This is a genomic window from Brevundimonas sp. GW456-12-10-14-LB3 (genome assembly GCF_059424365.1).
In genome coordinates, this window is sequence record NZ_JBWKZJ010000007.1 from 42,774 (window position 1) to 60,730 (window position 17,957).

Sequence of the window (17,957 nt, forward strand, 5' to 3'; positions counted from 1 at the left end):
CCTGTCCGACAGGGAGGCCGGACGCGCCCACCTCGGGACCGCAAGGGCCGTGTCATAGACTCGTTGCGCGCCGGTTCAAAGCGTTCCGAGCGCGACTGCGACCATCTCGACGGCGGACGGGGGGCGGGGGTCCAGCGCCAGGAGCGGCAGATCCACCCCCGCGAACCGGCGGGTTTGCGGTTCGGGCAGGCGTTCGACCGCCTCGGGCACGCAGGCGACGGCCATGACGACACGGCCGATCCAACGTGTTCTGGCGGACACGATTCCGACCCCGCGCGCCTCGATCCGCCCGGCGATCGACTGGGGCGCCGTAGCGTAAAGCGAGCCGCCTGAGGCCCAGACTCGGGTATAGTCGTCGCTGACCAGTCGCCAACCGCGTCCGATCAGCCGCAGCGCCAGATCGCTTTTTCCGGCGCCTGAGGGCCCCAGGATCATCACCGCCCGCCACGCCGCCTCGTCCGGTCCGCGCCGGGCCACCGTGGTCGCGTGGATGGGGGCGGCCTCGGTCACGGACGGCGGCCGTTCGCCGGCAGGGCCACCACGAAGCGGGCGCCCAGGATGCGGTCGCCCTCCGTCATATTCTCCGCCCAGGCGCGTCCCCCGTGCGCCTCGACGATCTGGCGGACGATGGACAGGCCCAGACCTGAGTTCGATCCGAAGGCCGCGCCCTTGGGTCGCGAGGTGTAGAAGCGTTCGAATACCGTCTCGAGATTTTCGGGCGGCACCCCCGGCCCCTGGTCCTCGATCCGGATGCGGATCGGCAGGTCCCCCTCCGTCTCCTCCAGGATCACGCGCACCGCTCCGTCGGCGGGGCTGAAGGAGCGGGCGTTGTCGATCAGGTTGCGGAAGACCTGGCCCAGGGGGCCGTCGCGCCCCACCACCCGCAGCGCCTGAGCCGGCGGATCATACAGAACCGGAATGTCGCCGGGCTTGGCCGTCGTCTCATAGACGTTGACGATGTCGCTGAGCAGGGTGTTGAGGGCGATGGGGCGGGGGCGGTCGCGCGACAGCTCCGCATCCAGCCGCGAGGCGTTGGAGATGTCGGTGATCAGCCGATCCAGGCGCCGCACGTCCTGCTGCAGCAGGGCGGTCAGCTTTTCGCGCTGAGCGTCCGTCTTCACCAGGGGCAGGGTCTCCAGGGCCGAGCGGATCGACGTCAGCGGGTTCTTGATCTCGTGGGAGACGTCGGCGGCGAAACGTTCGATCGCGTCCATCCGGGTGGACAGGGTGTCGGTCATCGATTCCAGCGACCGGGCCAGGTCGCCGATCTCATCCTTGCGGTCCTCCAGATCGGGAAGAGAGATGGATCGGGCCCGTTGCAGCTTGACCCCGTCCGCCGCCGCCGAAAGCCGCATGATCGGCCGGGCCACGAACAGATGCAGCAGCAGGGAGGCCAGGAGATTCACTCCCAGGGCCACCAGGGCGAAGGGCACCAGGGCGCGCCTCTGGGCGCCGAGAATCTCATCGACATTGCCGGCCTCGAGGGTCAACACCCCCAGGACCTGACGCACATGGCGGATGGGGATGGAGACGGAGACGACGCGATCGCCCGACTCATTGCGCCGGAGCGTGGTCTGGGGCGCGCCGGCCAGGGCCAGCTCCACCTCGGCCGTCACCTCGCGCTCCGCCGCGTCCTTCTGTTCGGCCCGACGCGCGTTGACGCGCGCCAGATCGCCGGGCGCCTTGGAACCCGCCGGCCGGGCGGGCGGCAAGGCCTGGCCGGGGATGTTTTCGGTGACCTGATAGCTGTCGATGACCTGCAGGCCGTTGATGTCGTACAGGCGCACCCGCTGGCCCTCGGGCACGAAGTTGTCGCGCAGCCAGCGGGCCGCCTCGCCGACGTCCAGCTCCGGCGTGGGCTCGCCTCGCGTGATGCTGAGCTGCCCCAGCACGTTGCCGAGCAGCTCGGCCTGGACCTTCAGCGATTCCTGGCGCGCCTGAATCAACCCCTTGCTCCATTCATTGAGCAGGAGGGCGCCGCCGAACAGGATCAGCAGGCTCAGCAGGTTGAGGGCGAGGATAAAGCCGCCGAGCCGCGAACCGCCGAAGCGGAACAGCGGCCGTCGATGAGGCTCTTCCTCGGCCTCGCGGCCGGGAAGATCAGCTTTCGCGGTATCGGTAGCCGACGCCATACAGGGTCTCGATCGCGTCGAACTCGGGGTCTACGGCGCGGAACTTCTTGCGCATCCGCTTCACGTGGCTGTCGATGGTGCGGTCATCGACATAGACCTGGTCGTCATAGGCCGCGTCCATCAGATTGTCGCGGCTCTTCACGAAGCCGGGGCGCTGGGCCAGGGCCTGAAGCAGCAGGAATTCGGTGACGGTCAGCTTCACCGGCTTGCCGTCCCAGGTCGATTCGTGGCGGGCCGGGTCCATGCTCAGCTTGCCGCGCTTGATCGCCTTGCCGGAGACCTCGGCCGAGGGCTCGGGCTCGACGCCGTCGGCGCCGGTGCGACGCAGCAGGGCCTTGACCCGCTCGATCAGCAGCCTCTGGCTGAACGGCTTGTGGATATAGTCGTCGGCGCCGAGGTTGAAGCCGAGAATCTCGTCGATCTCTTCGTCCTTGGAGGTCAGCATGATGACCGGGAGCTGCGAGGTCTGGCGCAGCCGGCGCAACACCTCCATCCCGTCCATGCGCGGCATCTTCACGTCGAGAATGGCCAGATCGGGCGGCGTGCTCTCCAAGGCCGCCAGACCCGATGCGCCGTCGTGATAGGCGGTGATCTTATGGCCATGGCTTTCCAGCGCCAGCGAGACGGACGTCACGATGTTCTCGTCGTCGTCGACCAGGGTGATATTGGCCAAGGGGTCTTCTCCTGAACTTCCCGTTCCCGAAACCGAGAACGCACGGCAAGCGTAACCGTTCGATCACGGTCACATTAGGGCCAAGACAGATGGGCCGCCAAGCCGCAGGTTTCAACGACGGCGATAGGCGGATGGGTCAAAAACTAACAATTTAGCCGGGCAACGCCGCCTTAAAGCCTTGGCGTCTAGGGTGGTCGTATGGCCGGCCCAATCCATTATGAAGTCTATGTCCGAAGGACCGCTCCGGCGGCCTGGGCCCTGCTGATCGCGACCGAAGACCGAAAAACCGCGCTGGAAACCGCCGAAGAGCAGTTTCAGGCCAAACAGGCCGTCGCGGTGCGGGTCACCAAGGAGACGCTGGACCCCGAGACGATGGAGTTCAACAGCCTGACGATTCTGAATCTCGGGCTGCCGGAGGAGAAGTCGAAGAAGAAGCCGGAAGCGGCGGCTCGTCCGGCTTGCAGCTCGCCCAAGGAACTCTATGCGCCCCATGCTCGGGCCCTGATCGGCCGCGTCCTCGAGGACTGGCTGAAGCGGCACGGGGTGACCGCCTTCGAGCTTCTGCACCGGCCGGATCTGGCGGAACGGCTGGACGCCTCGGGCGTCGAACTTCAACATGCCGTTCAGAAGGTGGCCGTGCCCGAAAGCCAGGCCAGCGGCCAGGATCTGCATGGGATGGTGCGCCACTACCAGCGGCTGGCCGACGCCACGATCTCCCAGCTGATGAAGGCGGGCCGAAGCGGCCAGTTTCCGTCACTGGACGATCTTTCGATCGCCGATGTGGCCCATCGCCTGTCGGGATCGGCCGACCGAGCCTTCATCATGGGCGGCGTGGCGGCCCAGGCCCTGGCCGATCGTCAGGGCGCACGGGCGCGGCTGGACCGGCTGATGGATCTGATGGATGGCGCGCCGACGGAAGGGCCGCCGCGCGCCCTGGTGGTGAGCGTCGTCGAGCAGATTGCGACGGAGATGCTGGCGATCCGGTCAAATCTGGCTGACATCCTGGGGCCGTCCTTGGATCTCGGCGCCAGTCTGGCGGCCCTCGTGCGGATGGTGGCGCCCAAGGAGGTGGAGCGGTTGATCGCCCTGGATCCCCGGATGGGGCTTCTGACCCCGCCCGTGGACGGCCCCGCAGCCCGGCTCGGCAGCCGGATCGCCGCCGGCGACTTTCCGCGTCTGTCGGCCGCCTTGGCCCGATTCATAACGCGCGAACTGTCCAGTTCCCGCCGCCTGCGCCCCGCTGATCCGGCGGGCGAGATCGATATTCTTCGGACCCTGGCTATGGCCCTGACGGCCGCTTCGGGTCGGCTTTTGACCCTGGAGGAGGTTCAGAACGCCTTCGTCGATCGGTCCAGGAGCCTGGTCACGCCCGATTTCGTCGCCTCCTATGTTCAGTCGTGCGCGACCGTATTGGCCGAGGCTGAACATCTGACGCGGCTTTGCGAGAATGTGACCGGCGGCGCCAACAAGCGGGCGGCGGCGCGATGGCTGAGCGGCTGCGTCAAGTCGGTGAGGCTTGAGGCCGAGCTCCGGCAATCGACGCCGGGCGGTCCGAACGCCTCGCAGAAACTGCTCACTCTGGCGCGGCTGCAGCGCTCGGTGCGCGCGGTGCAGTTGGGAGAGATCGACGAGCGTGAGATTGCCGCCTCGATCGGGACCTTGGGCGGAACCCTGGAGGCGGACGCCGGCCTGATCAGCCAGATCGCCCGCGCCTCGGCCGCCGTGACGCAGAAGCTGGGCGTCCTGCTGAGAATGGCGGCCGGCGAGACGGCGCCTCTGGGACCGGCCGCCGATCGCGCCCGGGCGGAAGCGCTGCGCATGCTGCGCGCGTCCGAGGTCAAGGACGCCCTGAGCGTCGAGCCCGAGGCGTCGGCTGCGCTGAACGCCCTGATGCCGGCCGCCGGGATTCGGCTTTAGGCGTCAGTCGAAAATGTCGAAGATGCTGTCGCGCTTCTTCTTCTTGTAGTGATAGCCGTCGTCGCGGCGGCGATCGTCCCTGTAGCCCTTGACCTCTCCATAGTCGGACGGCGCGTTCCAGGGGCGGGTCTGCGGCGAGGGGGCGGGGGCGGCGGCGCGTCCTTCATCGACGGCCGAGGCCATCAGGGTTTCCAACTCGCCGCGATCCAGCCAGACGCCGCGGCAGGTGGGGCACATGTCGAACTGAACGCCGTTCCGATCCAGGCTCTGCATCGGGCTGTCGTCGTTGGGGCACATCAGAAGGGGCATGGCGGGGCTCCGGTCGGTTGACGATCGGGTGCGACGCGACGGGAAGGCAGGGGGTCCGAGACCCGTCGCGTCGATGCACCCGTGCGGTCCGACATCGCATCGCACGCCCAGGGGAGGGGAAACCCGGCCGCGACGACGCCAGAGGGGCCCGTTCCGCAAACCCAAGCTAGGGGGTCGGCGTCTGCGCCGCCATGCGTCGTGGCGCCACAGGGCGCGGCTTGATCCTGCTCTCGCTTCAATCTGGAGCCTGATTCACCGTTTCAGCGGAACCGCGAAGCGGTTCCTCCTCAACGGATCAGGCTCTAGCAGACTTGGCCGGCGGCCCAGCCTGAAGACCAGGCCCACTGGAAATTATAGCCGCCCAGCCAGCCGGTGACGTCCACCGCCTCGCCGATGAAATAGAGGTTGGGGACGGACTTTACGGCCAGAGTCTGCTGGTCCAGGGCGGCGGTGTCGATCCCGCCCAGGGTGACCTCGGCCGTGCGGTAGCCTTCGGACCCCACCGGTTTCACCGTCCAGGCGTTGACCGCCTGGTCCAGCCGCCGCAGGGCCTTGTCCGACAGATCGGCCAGATTGCCCGCCACGCCTTCGCGCGCGCACAGGTTCTCGGCAAGGCGACGCGGCACGATCTGGGACAGGGCGGTGTGGACCGCCTGGCGTCCGTTCGCCGCCTTGGCGGCCTTCAGCGCCTCGAACACGTCGTGATCCGGGGCCATGGCGGCGACTATGGGCTCGCCCTCGCGCCAGTAGGAGCTGATCTGAAGTATGGCCGGACCGCTCAGGCCGCGGTGGGTGAACAGCATGGCTTCGTCGAACCGGGCCTTGCGCGTCTTCTCGGCCGGGGCCGAAGCCACGCGAGCCTCCACCGCCACCCCGGCGAGCGGCGCCAGGGTCTCCAGCAGGCCCGCCTCGAACGTCAGCGGCACGAGAGCGGGACGGGTCTCGGTCACGCGGATGTCGAACTGGCGCGCGACCTCATAGGCCCAGCCGGTCGCCCCCATCTTGGGAATGGACTTTCCGCCTGTGGCGACCACCAGGGACGCCGCCGCGATCTCGGATCCGTCAGACAGGCCGATCGACCAGCCCTGGCCCTTTCGGGCGACCCGGTCGACGCCGGTCCTCATCCTCAGCTCGACCCCGGCCTCGGCCAGGGCGTCGGTCAGCAGTCGCACGATCTGTTTGGCGCTGCCGTCGCAGAACAGCTGGCCCAGCGTCTTCTCATGCCAGGCGATGCCCGCCTGATCGACCCGTTTTATAAAGTCCTGGGGCGTGAACCGGCGCAGGGCCGAGGTGGCGAACCGGGGGTTTTCACCCAGAAAGTTCGCCGGTCCGCAGCCCAGATTGGTGAAGTTGCACCGTCCGCCGCCGGAGATGCGGATCTTCTCGCCGGGATGGGCCGCGTGATCGACGACCAGGACCCGACGGCCGCGCCGCCCGGCCTCGGCGGCGCACATCATGCCGGCGGCGCCGGCCCCGACCACCAGGACGTCGAACGACGCCCGGCTCACGAGACCGGCTCCGGAAGGCGGTTCTTAGTAGCGGTAGTGTTCGGGCTTGAACGGCCCTTCGACCGGCACGGAGATGTAATCGGCCTGTTCCTTGTTCAGCACGGTCAGCTTGGCGCCCAGCTTGCCCAGGTGCAGGGCCGCGACCTTTTCGTCCAGGTGCTTGGGCAGGGTGTAGACCTTGGTCTCATAGGCCGACTTGTTGGTCCAGAGTTCGATCTGGGCCAGGGTCTGGTTGGTGAAGGAGGCCGACATCACGAAGGAGGGGTGGCCCGTGGCGTTGCCAAGGTTCACCAGACGGCCTTCCGACAGCAGGATGATCTTGTTGCCGTTCGGGAACTCCACGTGGTGGACCTGAGGCTTGATCTCGTCCCACTTGAAATTCTTCAGGCCCGCGACCTGAATCTCGGAGTCGAAGTGGCCGATGTTGCAGACGATGGCGTTGTTGCGCATCCGGCGCATGTGGTCGACGGTGATCACATCCTTGTTGCCGGTGGCGGTGACGAAGATGTCGGCCTTGTCTGCGACGTCGTCCAGGGTCTGGACCTCATAGCCTTCCATGGCCGCCTGCAGGGCGCAGATCGGGTCGATCTCGGTCACGATCACGCGGGCGCCGCCCTGACGCAGCGAAGCCGCCGAGCCCTTGCCCACGTCGCCGTAGCCGCAGACCACGGCCACCTTGCCCGACAGCATGACGTCGGTGCCGCGACGGATGGCGTCGACCAGGGATTCACGGCAGCCGTACAGATTGTCGAACTTGGACTTGGTCACGCTGTCGTTGACGTTGATGGCCGGGAAGGGCAGTTCGCCGCGCTCCGACATCTGGTACAGGCGGTGGACGCCGGTGGTGGTCTCTTCCGACACGCCGCCGATGGCGTCGCGGATGGCCGAATAGAAGCCGGGCTTCTCCTTCAGATACCGCTTCATGACCTTGTAGAGGGCTTCTTCTTCCTCATTGGTCGGGTTGTCGAGGACCGAGGGGTCCTTCTCGGCCTTCGGACCGAGCACGCACAGCAGGGTGGCGTCGCCGCCGTCGTCCAGGATCAGGTTCGGATAGCCGCCGTCCGCCCATTCGAAAATCTTGTGGGCGTAGTCCCAGTATTCCTCCAGGGTCTCGCCCTTGACGGCGAAGACCGGGGTGCCGGCCGCGGCGATCGCGGCGGCGGCGTGATCCTGGGTCGAGAAGATGTTGCACGAGGCCCAGCGCACCTCGGCGCCCAGGGCTTCCAGCGTCTGGATCAGAACCGCCGTCTGGATGGTCATGTGCAGGCTGCCGGCGATCCGGGCGCCCTTCAGCGGCTGGTCCTTGCCGAACTCGGCGCGCAGCGCCATCAGGCCCGGCATTTCCGTCTCGGCGATGGCGATTTCCTTCTGGCCCCAGTCGGCCAGAGAGATGTCGCGGATGATGTAGTCGGTCATGGCAGGGGCTCCTGGCCGTAAGGGGGTATTGCGCGCCTCATAGCCCGGCAGGCCTGAAGGAGCAATAAACATATAAGGATGTCCTTATATGCGAGGGCGTAGCCGTTTATTAAGCGCCGCGCGTTAGGGTCACGCCATGGAACGCCGCGCCCTCCTCGGTCTCGCCCTTGTCGCAACGGCCGCCGCCTCGGCCTCGCCGGAGCCCGCCGCAGCCTCTTCGAGCAAGGAGGGCGGCGGCGCCTCCGCCGAAACCTATTTCCGACTGCCGGTCGTCACCGCCTCCATCGCCGGGCTGGCCGGGCGCCGAGGGGTTCTGTCGATCGAAACCGGTCTGGACGTGCCCGACGCCGCCCTGCGCCTTCGCGCCCAGCAGTCTGCGCCGCGTCTGCGCGCCGCCTATAACACCGCCGCTCAGCAGTTCGCCGCCGGCCTGCGGCCCGGCGCGGCGCCCGACATCGACCGCCTGGCCGGCGCCTTGCAGGCGGCGACCAACGCCACCCTGGGCCGCCCCGGCGCCCGGTTGCTGCTGGGCACGGTTATGGCGATCTGACCGCTCGTCTCGGACGGGCGGGCGCGTATCAGAGGAAGGAATAGGGATCGACGTCCACGGCCAGCCGGACCGAGGCGGGAACCTTCACCCGCTGCAGCCAGGCACGCAGAAAGGCTTGCAGATCGACGTCGCGATCCGCGCGCACCAAGAGCCGCTTGCGCCGCCGCCCGCGCACCAGGGCCAGGGGCGCGTCGGCGGGGCCATAGACCTCCAGCCGTTCGGCGTTGGGAATGGCCTGGGCCAGGTCGGCGGCGGTCTTCTCCACCGCCTGCGCATTCTCGCTGGACAGGACGATCGCCGCCAGCCGGCCGAAGGGGGGCAGGGACGCCGCCTCCCGCTCGGCCATCTCCGCCTCGACGAAGGCGTCCCGGTCGCCGGCCGCCAGGGCCTGAAGCACCGGATGTTCGGGGGTCCAGGTCTGCAACAGGGCCCGTCCCGGCCGATCCGCCCGGCCCGCCCGTCCCGTCGCCTGGGCCAAGAGCTGATAGGTGCGCTCGGCCGCCCGCAGATCGCCGCCCCTCAGGCCCAGGTCCGCATCCACCACCCCGACCAGGGTCAGGCGGGGGAAGTTGTGGCCCTTGGCGGCCGCCTGTGTGGCGACCAGTATGTCGATCTCCCCGTGCGTCATCCGCTGGATCAGGGCCCGGGCCGCTTTGGCGTCGGGCGCGGTGTCCGAGCTGAACACCGCCGTCCGCGCCTCGGGAAACAGCTGGCGCACCTCCTCCTCGACCCGTTCGACGCCGGGACCGACCGAGACCAGACTGTCTTCGGCCCCGCACGACGGGCAGAGTTTCGGCCGGGCCATGGAGAAGCCGGTCAGGTGACAGACCAGTCGGCCGGTGTAGCGATGTTCGACCAGCCAGCTGTCGGTGTCCGGCGCCGTCAGCCTGTGCCCGCAGGCGCGGCACAGGACCACGGGGGCATAGCCGCGCCGGTTCAGGAACAGCAGGGTCTGTTCGCCGCGCGCCAGGGTTTCGCCGATCGCCTCCCTCAGGCTCTGCGACAGCCAGGTCTGCGGATCCGGAGGCGCCGCGCGCAGGTCGATCAGGTCGATGTCCGGCAGGACGGCGGTCCCATGCCGCGCGCCCAGCTTCAACCAGTCGTAGCGGCCGTTCTGCGCATTCCACAGCGTCTCCAGCGACGGGGTCGCCGAGGCCAGGACCACGGCCGCCCCCTCGATCCGCGCCCGCGCCACGGCCAGGTCCCGGCCGTGATAGACCAGACCCTCTTCCTGTTTGAACGACCCGTCATGCTCTTCGTCGACGATGATCAGGCGCAGATTGACGAAGGGCAGGAACAGGGCGGACCGGGCGCCGACCACGATATTGCAACGGCCGGCGATCGTCGCCTCCCACACCTGGCGGCGGCGGGGCGGGGCGACGCCGGAATGCCACTCGGCGGGGGCCGCGCCGAAGCGGGCCGCGATCCGTTCGATCAGGGCCTGGGTCAGGGCGATTTCAGGCAGGAGGATCAGGATCTGCGCCGCCGGATCGGCGCGCAGCACCCGCGCGATCGCCTCCAGATAGGCTTCGGTCTTGCCGGACCCCGTGACCCCGTCCAGCAGAAAGGGTCGAAACCCGCCCTGGGTCGCCCCGGCCGCCAGGGCTGAAGCCGCCGCCGCCTGGTCGCCGTTCAAGGTCGCCGGCGCATGGTCGGGATCGGGCGGGGCGAAGGCGGCTTCAGCGGCGATCTCGACGATCTCCAGAACCCCCTCGTCGATCAATCCCTTCACCACGCCCGCCGACACCCCGGCGTCCCGCGCCAGATCGGCGGCCGTCATTGATCGCGCGCCCAGGGCCTCCAGCACGCCCGTTCGCGCGGGGGTGGCGCGGGCCGGCTGACGGTCGCCGACCCGCCGCACCCTCCGTTCCGGCCGGGGACGCGGCGCGCGCAGCCCCTTCAGCGCGGTGGCCGCCATCTCTCCGGGGGGGGACAGGGTCCAGCGCCCGGCCCATTCGACGAAGTCCATCACCCCTGCCGGCAGGGCGGGGTCGTCCAGTTTCGAGTCCACCGCCTTCAGCCGCCGGTTCGAGCCGGTGGTCTCGAACACCTCGGCCACCACGCCCCGGATCAGGCGCGGACCCAAGGGGACGGCGACCTGATCGCCGCGCGCCAGGCTCAGCGCCTCGGGAACCTCGTAGTCGAAGGCTTCCGGCACGGGCAGGGGAATGAGGACCGAGGCGACTTTCAACGAACTGCGCCCTCGGCTATGAAGCCGTCCATGAAACTCTTTCTCGATACCGCCGACGTCGCCGTCATCAAGGACATGGTTCCCACCGGCATGGTGGACGGGGTCACCACCAATCCGTCGCTGATCGCCAAGTCGGGTCGGAACATCGCCGAGGTCATCGCCGAAATCTGCGCCCTGGTCGAGGGCCCGATTTCCGCCGAGGCCGTCTCGCTCGATTTCGAGACCATGGTCAAGGAGGGCGACAAGCTGGCCGCCATCGCCCCCAATGTGGTCGTGAAGCTGCCCCTGACCTGGGACGGTCTGCGCGCCTGTCGCGTCTTCACCGACAAGGGGATCAAGACCAACGTCACCCTGTGCTTCTCCGCCGCCCAGGCCCTGCTGGCCGCCAAGGCCGGCGCCACCTTCGTCTCGCCCTTCGTCGGCCGGCTGGAGGACAACGGCGCCGACGGGATCGCCCTGTTGGAAGAAATCCGGGTGATGTACGACGTCCACGGTTTCGAGACCCAGATCCTGGCCGCCTCGCTGCGGAACGTGGCCCATGTGGCCGCCGCCGCCGTGGCCGGATCGGACGCCGCCACCTTCGGCGCCGACACTTTCAAGGCCCTGGTAAAGCACCCGTTAACCGACAAGGGTCTTGATGCCTTCGTGGCGGACTGGGCCAAGACCGGTCAGTCCATCCTGTAACTCACGCGTCACGGAGAAGGTCTGTTGAGCGGCTCATTGGACCTTTTCGAAACCGCTGAAGCGGAGCCGGTTCCCCATCTGGGCGACGGCCTGACCTGGCCCGAGGTGCGCGGCTGGCTCCAGACCCATTCCCAGACCCTGCTGGACGATCGTTCCTTGTTGGAAGAGATCGGCCTGCGTCCGCACGGACGCAATGTGGTCGAGTTCGGCGCCGCCGCCCTGACGCGGCTTGAGGCGGTGGTCGAGCGCGAGGCCGGCGCCCGGCGCGAGGTCGAGATGATCGCCCGCGCCAATTTCGCCGCCCAGACCCAGACGCATGTGGCCGCCCTGGATCTGATGGAGGCGCGCAATCATTCCGACCTGGCGCGACGGCTGGATGCGGCGGCCCAGGGCCGGTTCGGCCTGGCCGGCGCGGCCATCGCCCTGGAGAAGCCGGGCGGCGTGCCGTTCGGCTGGCGCGCGCTCGAGCCAGGCGCCGTGGACAATCTGCTGGGCGAACACGGCCTGACCTGGCTCGGCCCCATGTTCGAGGGCTTGGACCTGTTCGGCGCGGCCGGGGATCAGGTCCAGTCCGTCGCCCTGGTCCGCATGGCCCCGCATCTGACGCCCGGCGAGCCGCCTCGATCCTGCCTGTGCGCCTTCGGCTCGCCCGAGCCCGAGGGTTTCACCCCCAACATGGGCTGCGAACTGGCGGCCTTTCTGGCGCGGGTGGTCGAGCGGATGGCCGAGCGATGGCCGGTGTTGAACTGACTTCCCGTACTTCACTCACCGTCATCCTCGGGCTTGACCCGAGGGTCGGACGCTCCGTCGCAAATGCGTACGGGGTGGCGCTCGATCCCCGCCATTCGCCTTGGTCAACGCCCGACCCTCGGGTCAAGCCCGAGGATGACGGACAGGAAACGGGCGAATGACCGCCGCCGAGGCCCTGCTCGCCTGGCTGGAGCATCTGGCGCACGAGCGACGGCTGTCGCCCCGCACCCTTGAGGCCTATGGCCACATCGGCCGGCTCTATGTCGCCTTTCTCGAACGCCATCGCGGCGAGACCCTGACGCTGAAGGCCATGGGAACCATCACCGCCGCCGAGGTGCGTGCGCATTTAGCCGACCGCCGCAGCGGCGATCACCCCCTGGCGGCCCGATCCCTCAGCCAGACCCTGTCGGCCGTCCGGGGCTTTCACGCCTTCCTGGACCGGCGGCTGGACACGCCCGCCCCCCAGCTGGCTCTGGTGCGGGGTCCGCGGATCAAGCCGGCCCTGCCCCGCCCGGTCAGCGAGGACCAGGCGCGCGGCCTGCTGGCCGAACCCGACGCCGATCCCGACGCGGAGCCTTGGGAGGCCGCCCGCGACCGCGTCGTGCTCAGCCTTCTCTACGGCTGCGGGCTGCGGATTTCCGAAGCTCTGTCCCTGACTCGCGCAGAGGCTCCTTTGGGCGACTCCCTGCGGATCGTCGGTAAGGGATCGAAGACCCGGATCGTCCCGGTTCTGCCCGCCGTGCGAGCGGCGGCGGACGCCTATCTGGCCCTGCTGCCCTTCATCCTCCAGCCCGCCGACCCCCTGTTTCGGGCCCGGCGGGGCGGCCCGCTCAGCCCGCGCCACGTTCAAGCCTCGGTCCAGCGACTGCGCGGCCGGCTGGGCCTGCCCGAACGCACCACCCCCCACGCCTTGCGCCACAGTTTCGCGACCCATCTGCTGGGGGCCGGCGCCGATCTGCGCTCGATCCAGGAACTGCTGGGCCACGCCAGCCTGTCCACCACTCAGAAATACACCGGCGTCGATGCGGAGCGCCTGTTGAGCGCCTATTCTGCGGCCCATCCGCGCGCGAGCGGCGCCTGACAGATCAGGGCGCCGTGGTCGTGACGGGCGTGCGCATCGCCAGGATTTCCCGTGTTCGCCGGGTGATGCCGTAGAGGACGCCGGGCTCGCTTTCATCCCAGTCGATCGCCTGTCCCTCGGCCTCTATGCCGAGGGTCTCCAGATGATCCAGAACTCCCCCGCCGTCGGGCAGGGCGACGACATAGAGTTCGGGCCGGTCGTGGCCGGTCAGATAGAGACGTCCGTCCGGTCCCCAGCCGCCGCCGGAAATGCTCATCGGCGCAATCCGCTCCAGAATGGAGGCCGGCAGCCCCCAGGCCTCCAGCCGTCGCCACTGGTCGTCGAACCGCACCAGGGTGGTGTGGCGGTGGTCGCGCGGCGCCTCGCCCCCGCGACCGTCATAGTTCGCGAACATGGCCCACCAGGCGCCGTCATGTCGATCAACCCAGGTGATCGAACCCGTCCCCAGACCCAGGGCGACGCTGCGCTTGTGATGCAGGTCGACGGCGTCGAAGACCTCCACCGTGCTGATCTGAGGAACGGCGGGAAAGTTGGAGCTGGCGCAGACCAGTTCGCCGTCGATCACGGCGCAGGAGTTGATGTGCGGAAATCGGGCGCGGTCGCCGGTCCATTCGGCCTGTTTGGCGCCCGTCTTCTTGTCATAGCGCACAATCGACCAGTTGGAGACGGCGTAGACGTCATCGGGTCCCACCGCCGCGCCCTGACGCGCCTCGGCCTCATAGCGACGCAGGGTCTGAGCCTCGCCCGCGAGAACGATCGGCGCGACCGCGTCGCCTCCGCCCGTCGGCGCGGCCTGGGCGGCGGAGACAAGCAGAGACAAGAGCATTGAAGCGAGCATGACGGAGGTTCCTTCAAAAGGACAGGGGCCGCCTCCTGGGGGAGGCGGCCCCTTGCGTGGCGGGGATCAGAAGCTGGCGGAGAGGCCGACCCAGTAGGTCCGGCCGTAGTTCGCCGATTCCTGAAGATAGGTTCGACCCGGGCCGGTCACTTCGCGACGGCCCGAGTTGGACAGGTTCTGGCCTTCCACAAAGACGGTGAGGCCGTTGCCGAAGCGCCAGCTGACCGAGGCGTCATAGACGTGGCGCCCCTTCCAATACTGGTCGGCGTTCGGGATGGTGTCGTTGATCGTTTCCAGGAAGCCGCCGATATAGTTGTGCGAGACGCGGGCCTCGATCGGGCCGCGCTGATACCAGATCGATTCATTGGTGGTGGTCGCAGGCTGCTGGAACAGGCCCGTGTGACGCTTGCCCGCCGTGGTCAGGAAGGTGAACTCCGTGTCCAGGAAGGTGGCGTTGGCGCTGACGCCCAGGCCGTCGAACGGCGCCGGCAGCATGGTCAGGGCCTGCTGGAAGGCGACTTCGACGCCGCGAATCTTGGCCGTTTCGGCGTTCGTCGGCGTCGAGACGATCACCGCCTCCACGCCCCGGCCCACGTCCAGGTTCTGGACCGAGCTGAGGGTGAAGATCTCGTTGGCGATGTCCTTGGTGAACAGGGCCACCGACATCAGCCCGTCGGTCGGATAGTATTCGAACGACAGGTCCAGACCCTCGCTCTCACGCGCCTTCAGGCCGGGGTTGCCGCGTGACAGGGTCGGCTGCGAGCCGTCGAAGCTGATGCTCTCGCTGGCGGCGAGCGAACCGAAGTCCGGTCGGCCGATGGTGTTGGTCCAGGCGGCGCGGACGACCATGTTTTGACGCAGGTTCCAGCGCAGGTGCAGGCTGGGCAGCCAGTTGTCGTAGTCGCCGCTGTTCGACACCGGCGTCAGGACGCCGCCGGACAGGCGGGCGGCGTCCGAACTGACCTCGGTCTTCTCATAGCGCAGTCCGCCCAGCAGGGTCAGGTCGCCGATCTTGTAGCTGGCCTGGGCGTAGCCGGCGAAGACGTCCTCGGTGACGTCATAGTCGCCGGTCGGGGCAGCGGTCTTGGCGTCGAAGCTGGCCGCGTTGGCCGCATAGAAGGCCTCCGCCGTGGCGACGTCGATGCGCGGCGTCAGACGATACTGGCCTTCGATCAGCTTGTCCGGCCCCGGACGATCGACCTGATCCAGCGTATAGATGAAGCCCGGCTTGGTCGTGTAGTCGGTGCGGCTGGACCGATAGCTGCGATCGCTGGAGCGCCACACGGCGCCGACCTTCGCCTTCAGGTTCCGCGTCTCGCCGCCGTCGTCGAAGGCCAGGTTGAACCGCGCCTGGGTGGTGTCTTCATCGGTCCGCAGCAAGGACACGCGCCGTTGCTGGAGATTGAACAGGGTTGGGTCGCGGAAGGCCGTCGGATTGGTCGGCGTGAACACCGGGAAAAAGTTCGAGGTGTCGTAGCGGAAGCCGAAGTTGGCGTTCGACGCCGTGCGGAACTCCATCGAGGTGTTGGGGGTCTCTGAGCCCGCCTGTGAATAGACCAGATCGCCGTCCAGCCGCCATTGCGGGGCGGCGTCCCACCGGAAGGCGGTGCGGCCCAGGCCGATCTCGCGACGGGTGATGGGCTGGTTCAGACCGATGATGTTGCGCCCGGTGGCGAAGGTTCCCGAGGTGCGGGTCTGGTTGGTCACATTGCCGACCGGCTCGGTGCGGAACTCGGTCCGCTCCTCATCGTCCTCCATCCGGGCGTACAGGGCCGAGGCCTCCCAGCGGAAATCGACGCTCGGCCGCCATTCCAGCTTTCCGTTCGCGCCCGAACGCTGTTTGGTATTGTTGTACCAGAACAGGCGCAGCTGGGTCGGCACCTGGATCCCGTTGCCGGTCGGAGAGCCCGAGTTCACCGGCTTGCCGGCCGCGTCGTATTCGCGGATCGAAGGCGCGGCCGATTCCGCCTGGGGAATGTCGTAGTCGAGCTGCTCGTGGGAGGCGCCGATCACCACGCCCCATTCGTCGGCCGCGCCGAAGCGGCGACCGGCGGCGAAGGCCAGGCGATAGGACGGATCGTCGTTGCGGACGTCGCCGTGCTGTTCATAGACGCCGTAGGAGGCCATGCCGTTGAAGAAGGGTTTGGCTGCGTCGAACGCGCTGCGGGTGGCGACATTGATCACGCCGCCGATGGCGTTGCCGTCGTTCTCGGGCGTGACCGTCTTGATCACCTCGACCCGGCCGGCCATCACGGAGGGCACGATGTCCATCGGCACGGTGCGGGCGCTTTCATCTACCGAACCCACGAAGGCGCCGTCGATGGTCGTGCGGTTGTAGGTGGAGGCCAGGCCCCGAAGGATCGGCCAGCGCGGCTCGCCCTGATCCTCCATCACCGAGACGCCGGGAATGCGGCGCAGGGCGGCGGCGGTATTGTGGTCCGGCAGCTTGCCGATGTCGTCGGCGGAGACGGCGTCCATCACCTCGAACTCAGCGCGTTTCACGGCGATGGCGGCGCGCTGCGCCTCGCGCTGGCCGGTCACGACGATCTCATCGACCTCGGCGGTCGGGTTGTCCTGAACCTGGGCCTGGGCGCTGGCCGCAAGTCCGGCGCTGATCAGGGCGGTGGTGGCGAGCAGAAACCGTTGCCGGCTCTGTGACGAAAAACACATGTTCTATCCCCCAACGTCGAATTTCGACGGGGCTCGCATAGGGGGCGGAGGCGACGTGCAGGCGTCTGTTCTGTGTCGCGCCCGACAACAGTGGGTGGAGATTCGATGGCGATTTCGCCGCTACGCGCCCTTTGCGACCCGAGGCTGTGCGGAGATTGCGACAGTCGGTCGATTGTCAAAACCTGAGCCGCCTCGGCGCAAACGGGACGTTAACCGAAGCGGCGCACCCTCTTGTCAATGTGGCCGCCGGAAACGTCTGGTCGGCCGTGGAGGGCCGGCCCATGTCGACCAAGATGACTTCGAGCGTGCGTCGCCACAGCGACCATTTCGAACCGCAGGACACCGATCCGCACGAGCAGCGCCGCCTGCGCGGCCAGTTGGAGCAGATCGACTACGCCGCCTATGTCGCCAATAAGGAGCTGATCGGCCACACCCTGACCGGTCTGGACGCCGCCTCGCTTCAGAAACTGGCGGTCCTGACCGCCGGCGCCCGCGCCAAATGGGGGGCCGAGGCCCTGCGCCTGGCCCATTCGGGCTCGCCCGTCACCCCCGACCAGGTCGCCCGCCTGACCGCCGCCCGCACCGCCTTCGACGAACTCGCCGAAGTCTACGAAGCCCTGCGCCGCATGGTCGAGCGCGGCTATGTGGTGTTGAAATAGGCTCTAAGGACGCCTGGTGGAGCCGAGGGGAGTCGAACCCCTGACCTCGTCATTGCGAACGACGCGCTCTACCAACTGAGCTACGGCCCCGTCCCAGTCAGGAGCGGGCCTCCAGGCGAGCGCGGGACATAGAAGGCGGGCGGGCGTGGTGTCAACGGGCTTGTGCGCGCAATCCGCGCAGGCGACCGCAGAAGATTGTCGGATGGGCGGGGGACGGCTAGAAGCCGAGGTTCGCGCCTTGCAGGAGAATACATATGGGCACCGCCCTGGTCTGGCTTGTGAACACCGTCATCGGCCTGATGGTCTGGTTCATCATCATCCAGGCGATCTTGAGCTGGCTGTTCGCCTTCGACGTGATCAACCATCGCAACCGGTTCGTCAGCCAGGTCGCCGACTTCCTGGACCGGATCACCGCCCCCATTCTGGAACCCTTCCGTCGGATCATTCCGCCGCTGGGCGGGATCGACATTTCGCCCATCGTCGTCCTGCTGCTGCTTCAGTTCGTCCGCATCCTGTTCAACGCCTCGGCGGCCCCGGTCCTGATCGGCATGTTGGGCTGAGGCGCCACGGCGGCGGGAG

The 17,957-nt window shown here is 68.1% G+C and carries 16 protein-coding genes and 1 tRNA gene; 7 read left to right on the plus strand and 10 right to left on the minus strand.

Annotation, left to right across the window (positions count from 1 at the left end):
- Positions 1-75 precede the first annotated feature (75 nt).
- Genes AC07XS_RS04875 through chvI form a run of 3 tightly spaced genes read right to left on the minus strand, consistent with a single transcriptional unit; the run spans position 76 to position 2,805 of the window.
- Complete coding sequence (locus AC07XS_RS04875) at positions 76-510, minus strand: HPr kinase/phosphorylase (RefSeq protein WP_182713758.1); 435 nt, start codon at positions 508-510, stop codon at positions 76-78.
- Positions 507-2,132 carry a two-component sensor histidine kinase ChvG gene (gene chvG, locus AC07XS_RS04880; RefSeq protein ID WP_182713757.1) on the minus strand — a complete coding sequence of 542 codons (1,626 nt, stop codon included), beginning with the start codon at positions 2,130-2,132 and terminating at the stop codon, positions 507-509. The genes AC07XS_RS04875 and chvG overlap by 4 nt, the downstream gene beginning before the upstream one ends.
- Positions 2,101-2,805: a two-component response regulator ChvI gene (gene chvI / locus AC07XS_RS04885; RefSeq protein ID WP_054764344.1), complete on the minus strand. Its 705-nt coding sequence runs from the start codon at positions 2,803-2,805 to the stop codon at positions 2,101-2,103. The genes chvG and chvI overlap by 32 nt, the downstream gene beginning before the upstream one ends.
- Before the next feature lie 198 nt (positions 2,806-3,003).
- Here chvI and AC07XS_RS04890 point away from each other — a divergent pair, with 198 nt between their 5' ends.
- The gene (locus AC07XS_RS04890; protein WP_182713756.1) at positions 3,004-4,722 is read left to right on the plus strand and encodes a hypothetical protein; all 1,719 of its coding nucleotides are present in this window, start codon (positions 3,004-3,006) and stop codon (positions 4,720-4,722) included.
- A gap of 3 nt (positions 4,723-4,725) precedes the next feature.
- Here AC07XS_RS04890 and AC07XS_RS04895 read toward each other — a convergent pair whose 3' ends face one another.
- The 3 genes from AC07XS_RS04895 to ahcY all read right to left on the minus strand — a co-directional run bounded on the left by AC07XS_RS04895 (position 4,726) and on the right by ahcY (position 7,955).
- Positions 4,726-5,031 carry a TFIIB-type zinc ribbon-containing protein gene (locus AC07XS_RS04895; protein ID WP_182713755.1) on the minus strand — a complete coding sequence of 102 codons (306 nt, stop codon included), beginning with the start codon at positions 5,029-5,031 and terminating at the stop codon, positions 4,726-4,728.
- A 302-nt stretch (positions 5,032-5,333) separates the two neighbouring features.
- A complete protein-coding gene (locus tag AC07XS_RS04900; protein ID WP_182713754.1) occupies positions 5,334-6,539 on the minus strand; it encodes a BaiN/RdsA family NAD(P)/FAD-dependent oxidoreductase in 1,206 nt (401 codons plus the stop codon).
- Positions 6,540-6,563: 24 nt separating this feature from the next.
- Positions 6,564-7,955, minus strand: a complete 1,392-nt coding sequence (ahcY, locus tag AC07XS_RS04905; protein WP_182713753.1) for an adenosylhomocysteinase — start codon at positions 7,953-7,955, stop codon at positions 6,564-6,566.
- Positions 7,956-8,091: 136 nt separating this feature from the next.
- Here ahcY and AC07XS_RS04910 point away from each other — a divergent pair, with 136 nt between their 5' ends.
- Positions 8,092-8,505, plus strand: coding sequence for a Tat pathway signal protein (locus AC07XS_RS04910; protein ID WP_182713752.1), 414 nt, complete (start codon positions 8,092-8,094; stop codon positions 8,503-8,505).
- Positions 8,506-8,533: 28 nt separating this feature from the next.
- Here the strand turns inward: AC07XS_RS04910 and AC07XS_RS04915 are convergent, their stop codons facing one another.
- On the minus strand, positions 8,534-10,696 hold the full coding sequence (locus AC07XS_RS04915; protein ID WP_182713751.1) for a primosomal protein N': 2,163 nt from the start codon (positions 10,694-10,696) through the stop codon (positions 8,534-8,536).
- A 30-nt stretch (positions 10,697-10,726) separates the two neighbouring features.
- Between AC07XS_RS04915 and fsa the strand changes: the two genes are divergently transcribed.
- From fsa to AC07XS_RS04930, 3 genes are all read left to right on the plus strand, one after another.
- Positions 10,727-11,380 carry a fructose-6-phosphate aldolase gene (gene fsa, locus AC07XS_RS04920; protein WP_054766781.1) on the plus strand — a complete coding sequence of 218 codons (654 nt, stop codon included), beginning with the start codon at positions 10,727-10,729 and terminating at the stop codon, positions 11,378-11,380.
- 36 nt (positions 11,381-11,416) lie between these two features.
- Positions 11,417-12,130, plus strand: a complete 714-nt coding sequence (locus tag AC07XS_RS04925) for a DUF484 family protein (protein WP_182713784.1) — start codon at positions 11,417-11,419, stop codon at positions 12,128-12,130.
- Positions 12,131-12,287: 157 nt separating this feature from the next.
- A complete protein-coding gene (locus tag AC07XS_RS04930) occupies positions 12,288-13,211 on the plus strand; it encodes a tyrosine recombinase XerC (protein ID WP_182713750.1) in 924 nt (307 codons plus the stop codon).
- A 4-nt stretch (positions 13,212-13,215) separates the two neighbouring features.
- On the opposite strand, the gene AC07XS_RS04935 is transcribed toward AC07XS_RS04930, so the two are convergent.
- Positions 13,216-14,049 (minus strand): hypothetical protein, encoded by an 834-nt coding sequence (locus AC07XS_RS04935; protein WP_182713749.1) that lies wholly within the window; start codon positions 14,047-14,049, stop codon positions 13,216-13,218.
- Positions 14,050-14,115: 66 nt separating this feature from the next.
- Positions 14,116-16,719 carry a TonB-dependent receptor gene (locus AC07XS_RS04940; RefSeq protein ID WP_182713748.1) on the minus strand — a complete coding sequence of 868 codons (2,604 nt, stop codon included), beginning with the start codon at positions 16,717-16,719 and terminating at the stop codon, positions 14,116-14,118.
- 281 nt (positions 16,720-17,000) lie between these two features.
- Here AC07XS_RS04940 and AC07XS_RS04945 point away from each other — a divergent pair, with 281 nt between their 5' ends.
- On the plus strand, positions 17,001-17,378 hold the full coding sequence (locus AC07XS_RS04945; RefSeq protein ID WP_054766780.1) for a hypothetical protein: 378 nt from the start codon (positions 17,001-17,003) through the stop codon (positions 17,376-17,378).
- 14 nt (positions 17,379-17,392) lie between these two features.
- Here AC07XS_RS04945 and AC07XS_RS04950 read toward each other — a convergent pair.
- Positions 17,393-17,468: transfer RNA gene (locus AC07XS_RS04950), tRNA-Ala, on the minus strand.
- A 164-nt stretch (positions 17,469-17,632) separates the two neighbouring features.
- On the opposite strand from AC07XS_RS04950, the gene AC07XS_RS04955 reads away from it, so the two are divergent.
- Complete coding sequence (locus AC07XS_RS04955; RefSeq protein WP_054764334.1) at positions 17,633-17,938, plus strand: YggT family protein; 306 nt, start codon at positions 17,633-17,635, stop codon at positions 17,936-17,938.
- Positions 17,939-17,957: the final 19 nt, after the last annotated feature.

Excerpts from the sequence above, each read along its gene's own strand:
- ahcY (WP_182713753.1), bottom strand. The coding sequence starts at position 7,955 with ATGACCGACTACATCATCCGCGACATCTCTCTGGCCGACTGGGGCCAG.
- AC07XS_RS04890 (WP_182713756.1), top strand. The coding sequence starts at position 3,004 with ATGGCCGGCCCAATCCATTATGAAGTCTATGTCCGAAGGACCGCTCCG.
- AC07XS_RS04895 (WP_182713755.1), bottom strand. The coding sequence starts at position 5,031 with ATGCCCCTTCTGATGTGCCCCAACGACGACAGCCCGATGCAGAGCCTG.
- chvG (WP_182713757.1), bottom strand. The coding sequence starts at position 2,132 with ATGGCGTCGGCTACCGATACCGCGAAAGCTGATCTTCCCGGCCGCGAG.
- AC07XS_RS04955 (WP_054764334.1), top strand. The coding sequence starts at position 17,633 with ATGGGCACCGCCCTGGTCTGGCTTGTGAACACCGTCATCGGCCTGATG.
- AC07XS_RS04910 (WP_182713752.1), top strand. The coding sequence starts at position 8,092 with ATGGAACGCCGCGCCCTCCTCGGTCTCGCCCTTGTCGCAACGGCCGCC.
- AC07XS_RS04930 (WP_182713750.1), top strand. The coding sequence starts at position 12,288 with ATGACCGCCGCCGAGGCCCTGCTCGCCTGGCTGGAGCATCTGGCGCAC.
- fsa (WP_054766781.1), top strand. The coding sequence starts at position 10,727 with ATGAAACTCTTTCTCGATACCGCCGACGTCGCCGTCATCAAGGACATG.
- AC07XS_RS04940 (WP_182713748.1), bottom strand. The coding sequence starts at position 16,719 with ATGTGTTTTTCGTCACAGAGCCGGCAACGGTTTCTGCTCGCCACCACC.
- AC07XS_RS04935 (WP_182713749.1), bottom strand. The coding sequence starts at position 14,049 with ATGCTCGCTTCAATGCTCTTGTCTCTGCTTGTCTCCGCCGCCCAGGCC.
- AC07XS_RS04945 (WP_054766780.1), top strand. The coding sequence starts at position 17,001 with ATGTCGACCAAGATGACTTCGAGCGTGCGTCGCCACAGCGACCATTTC.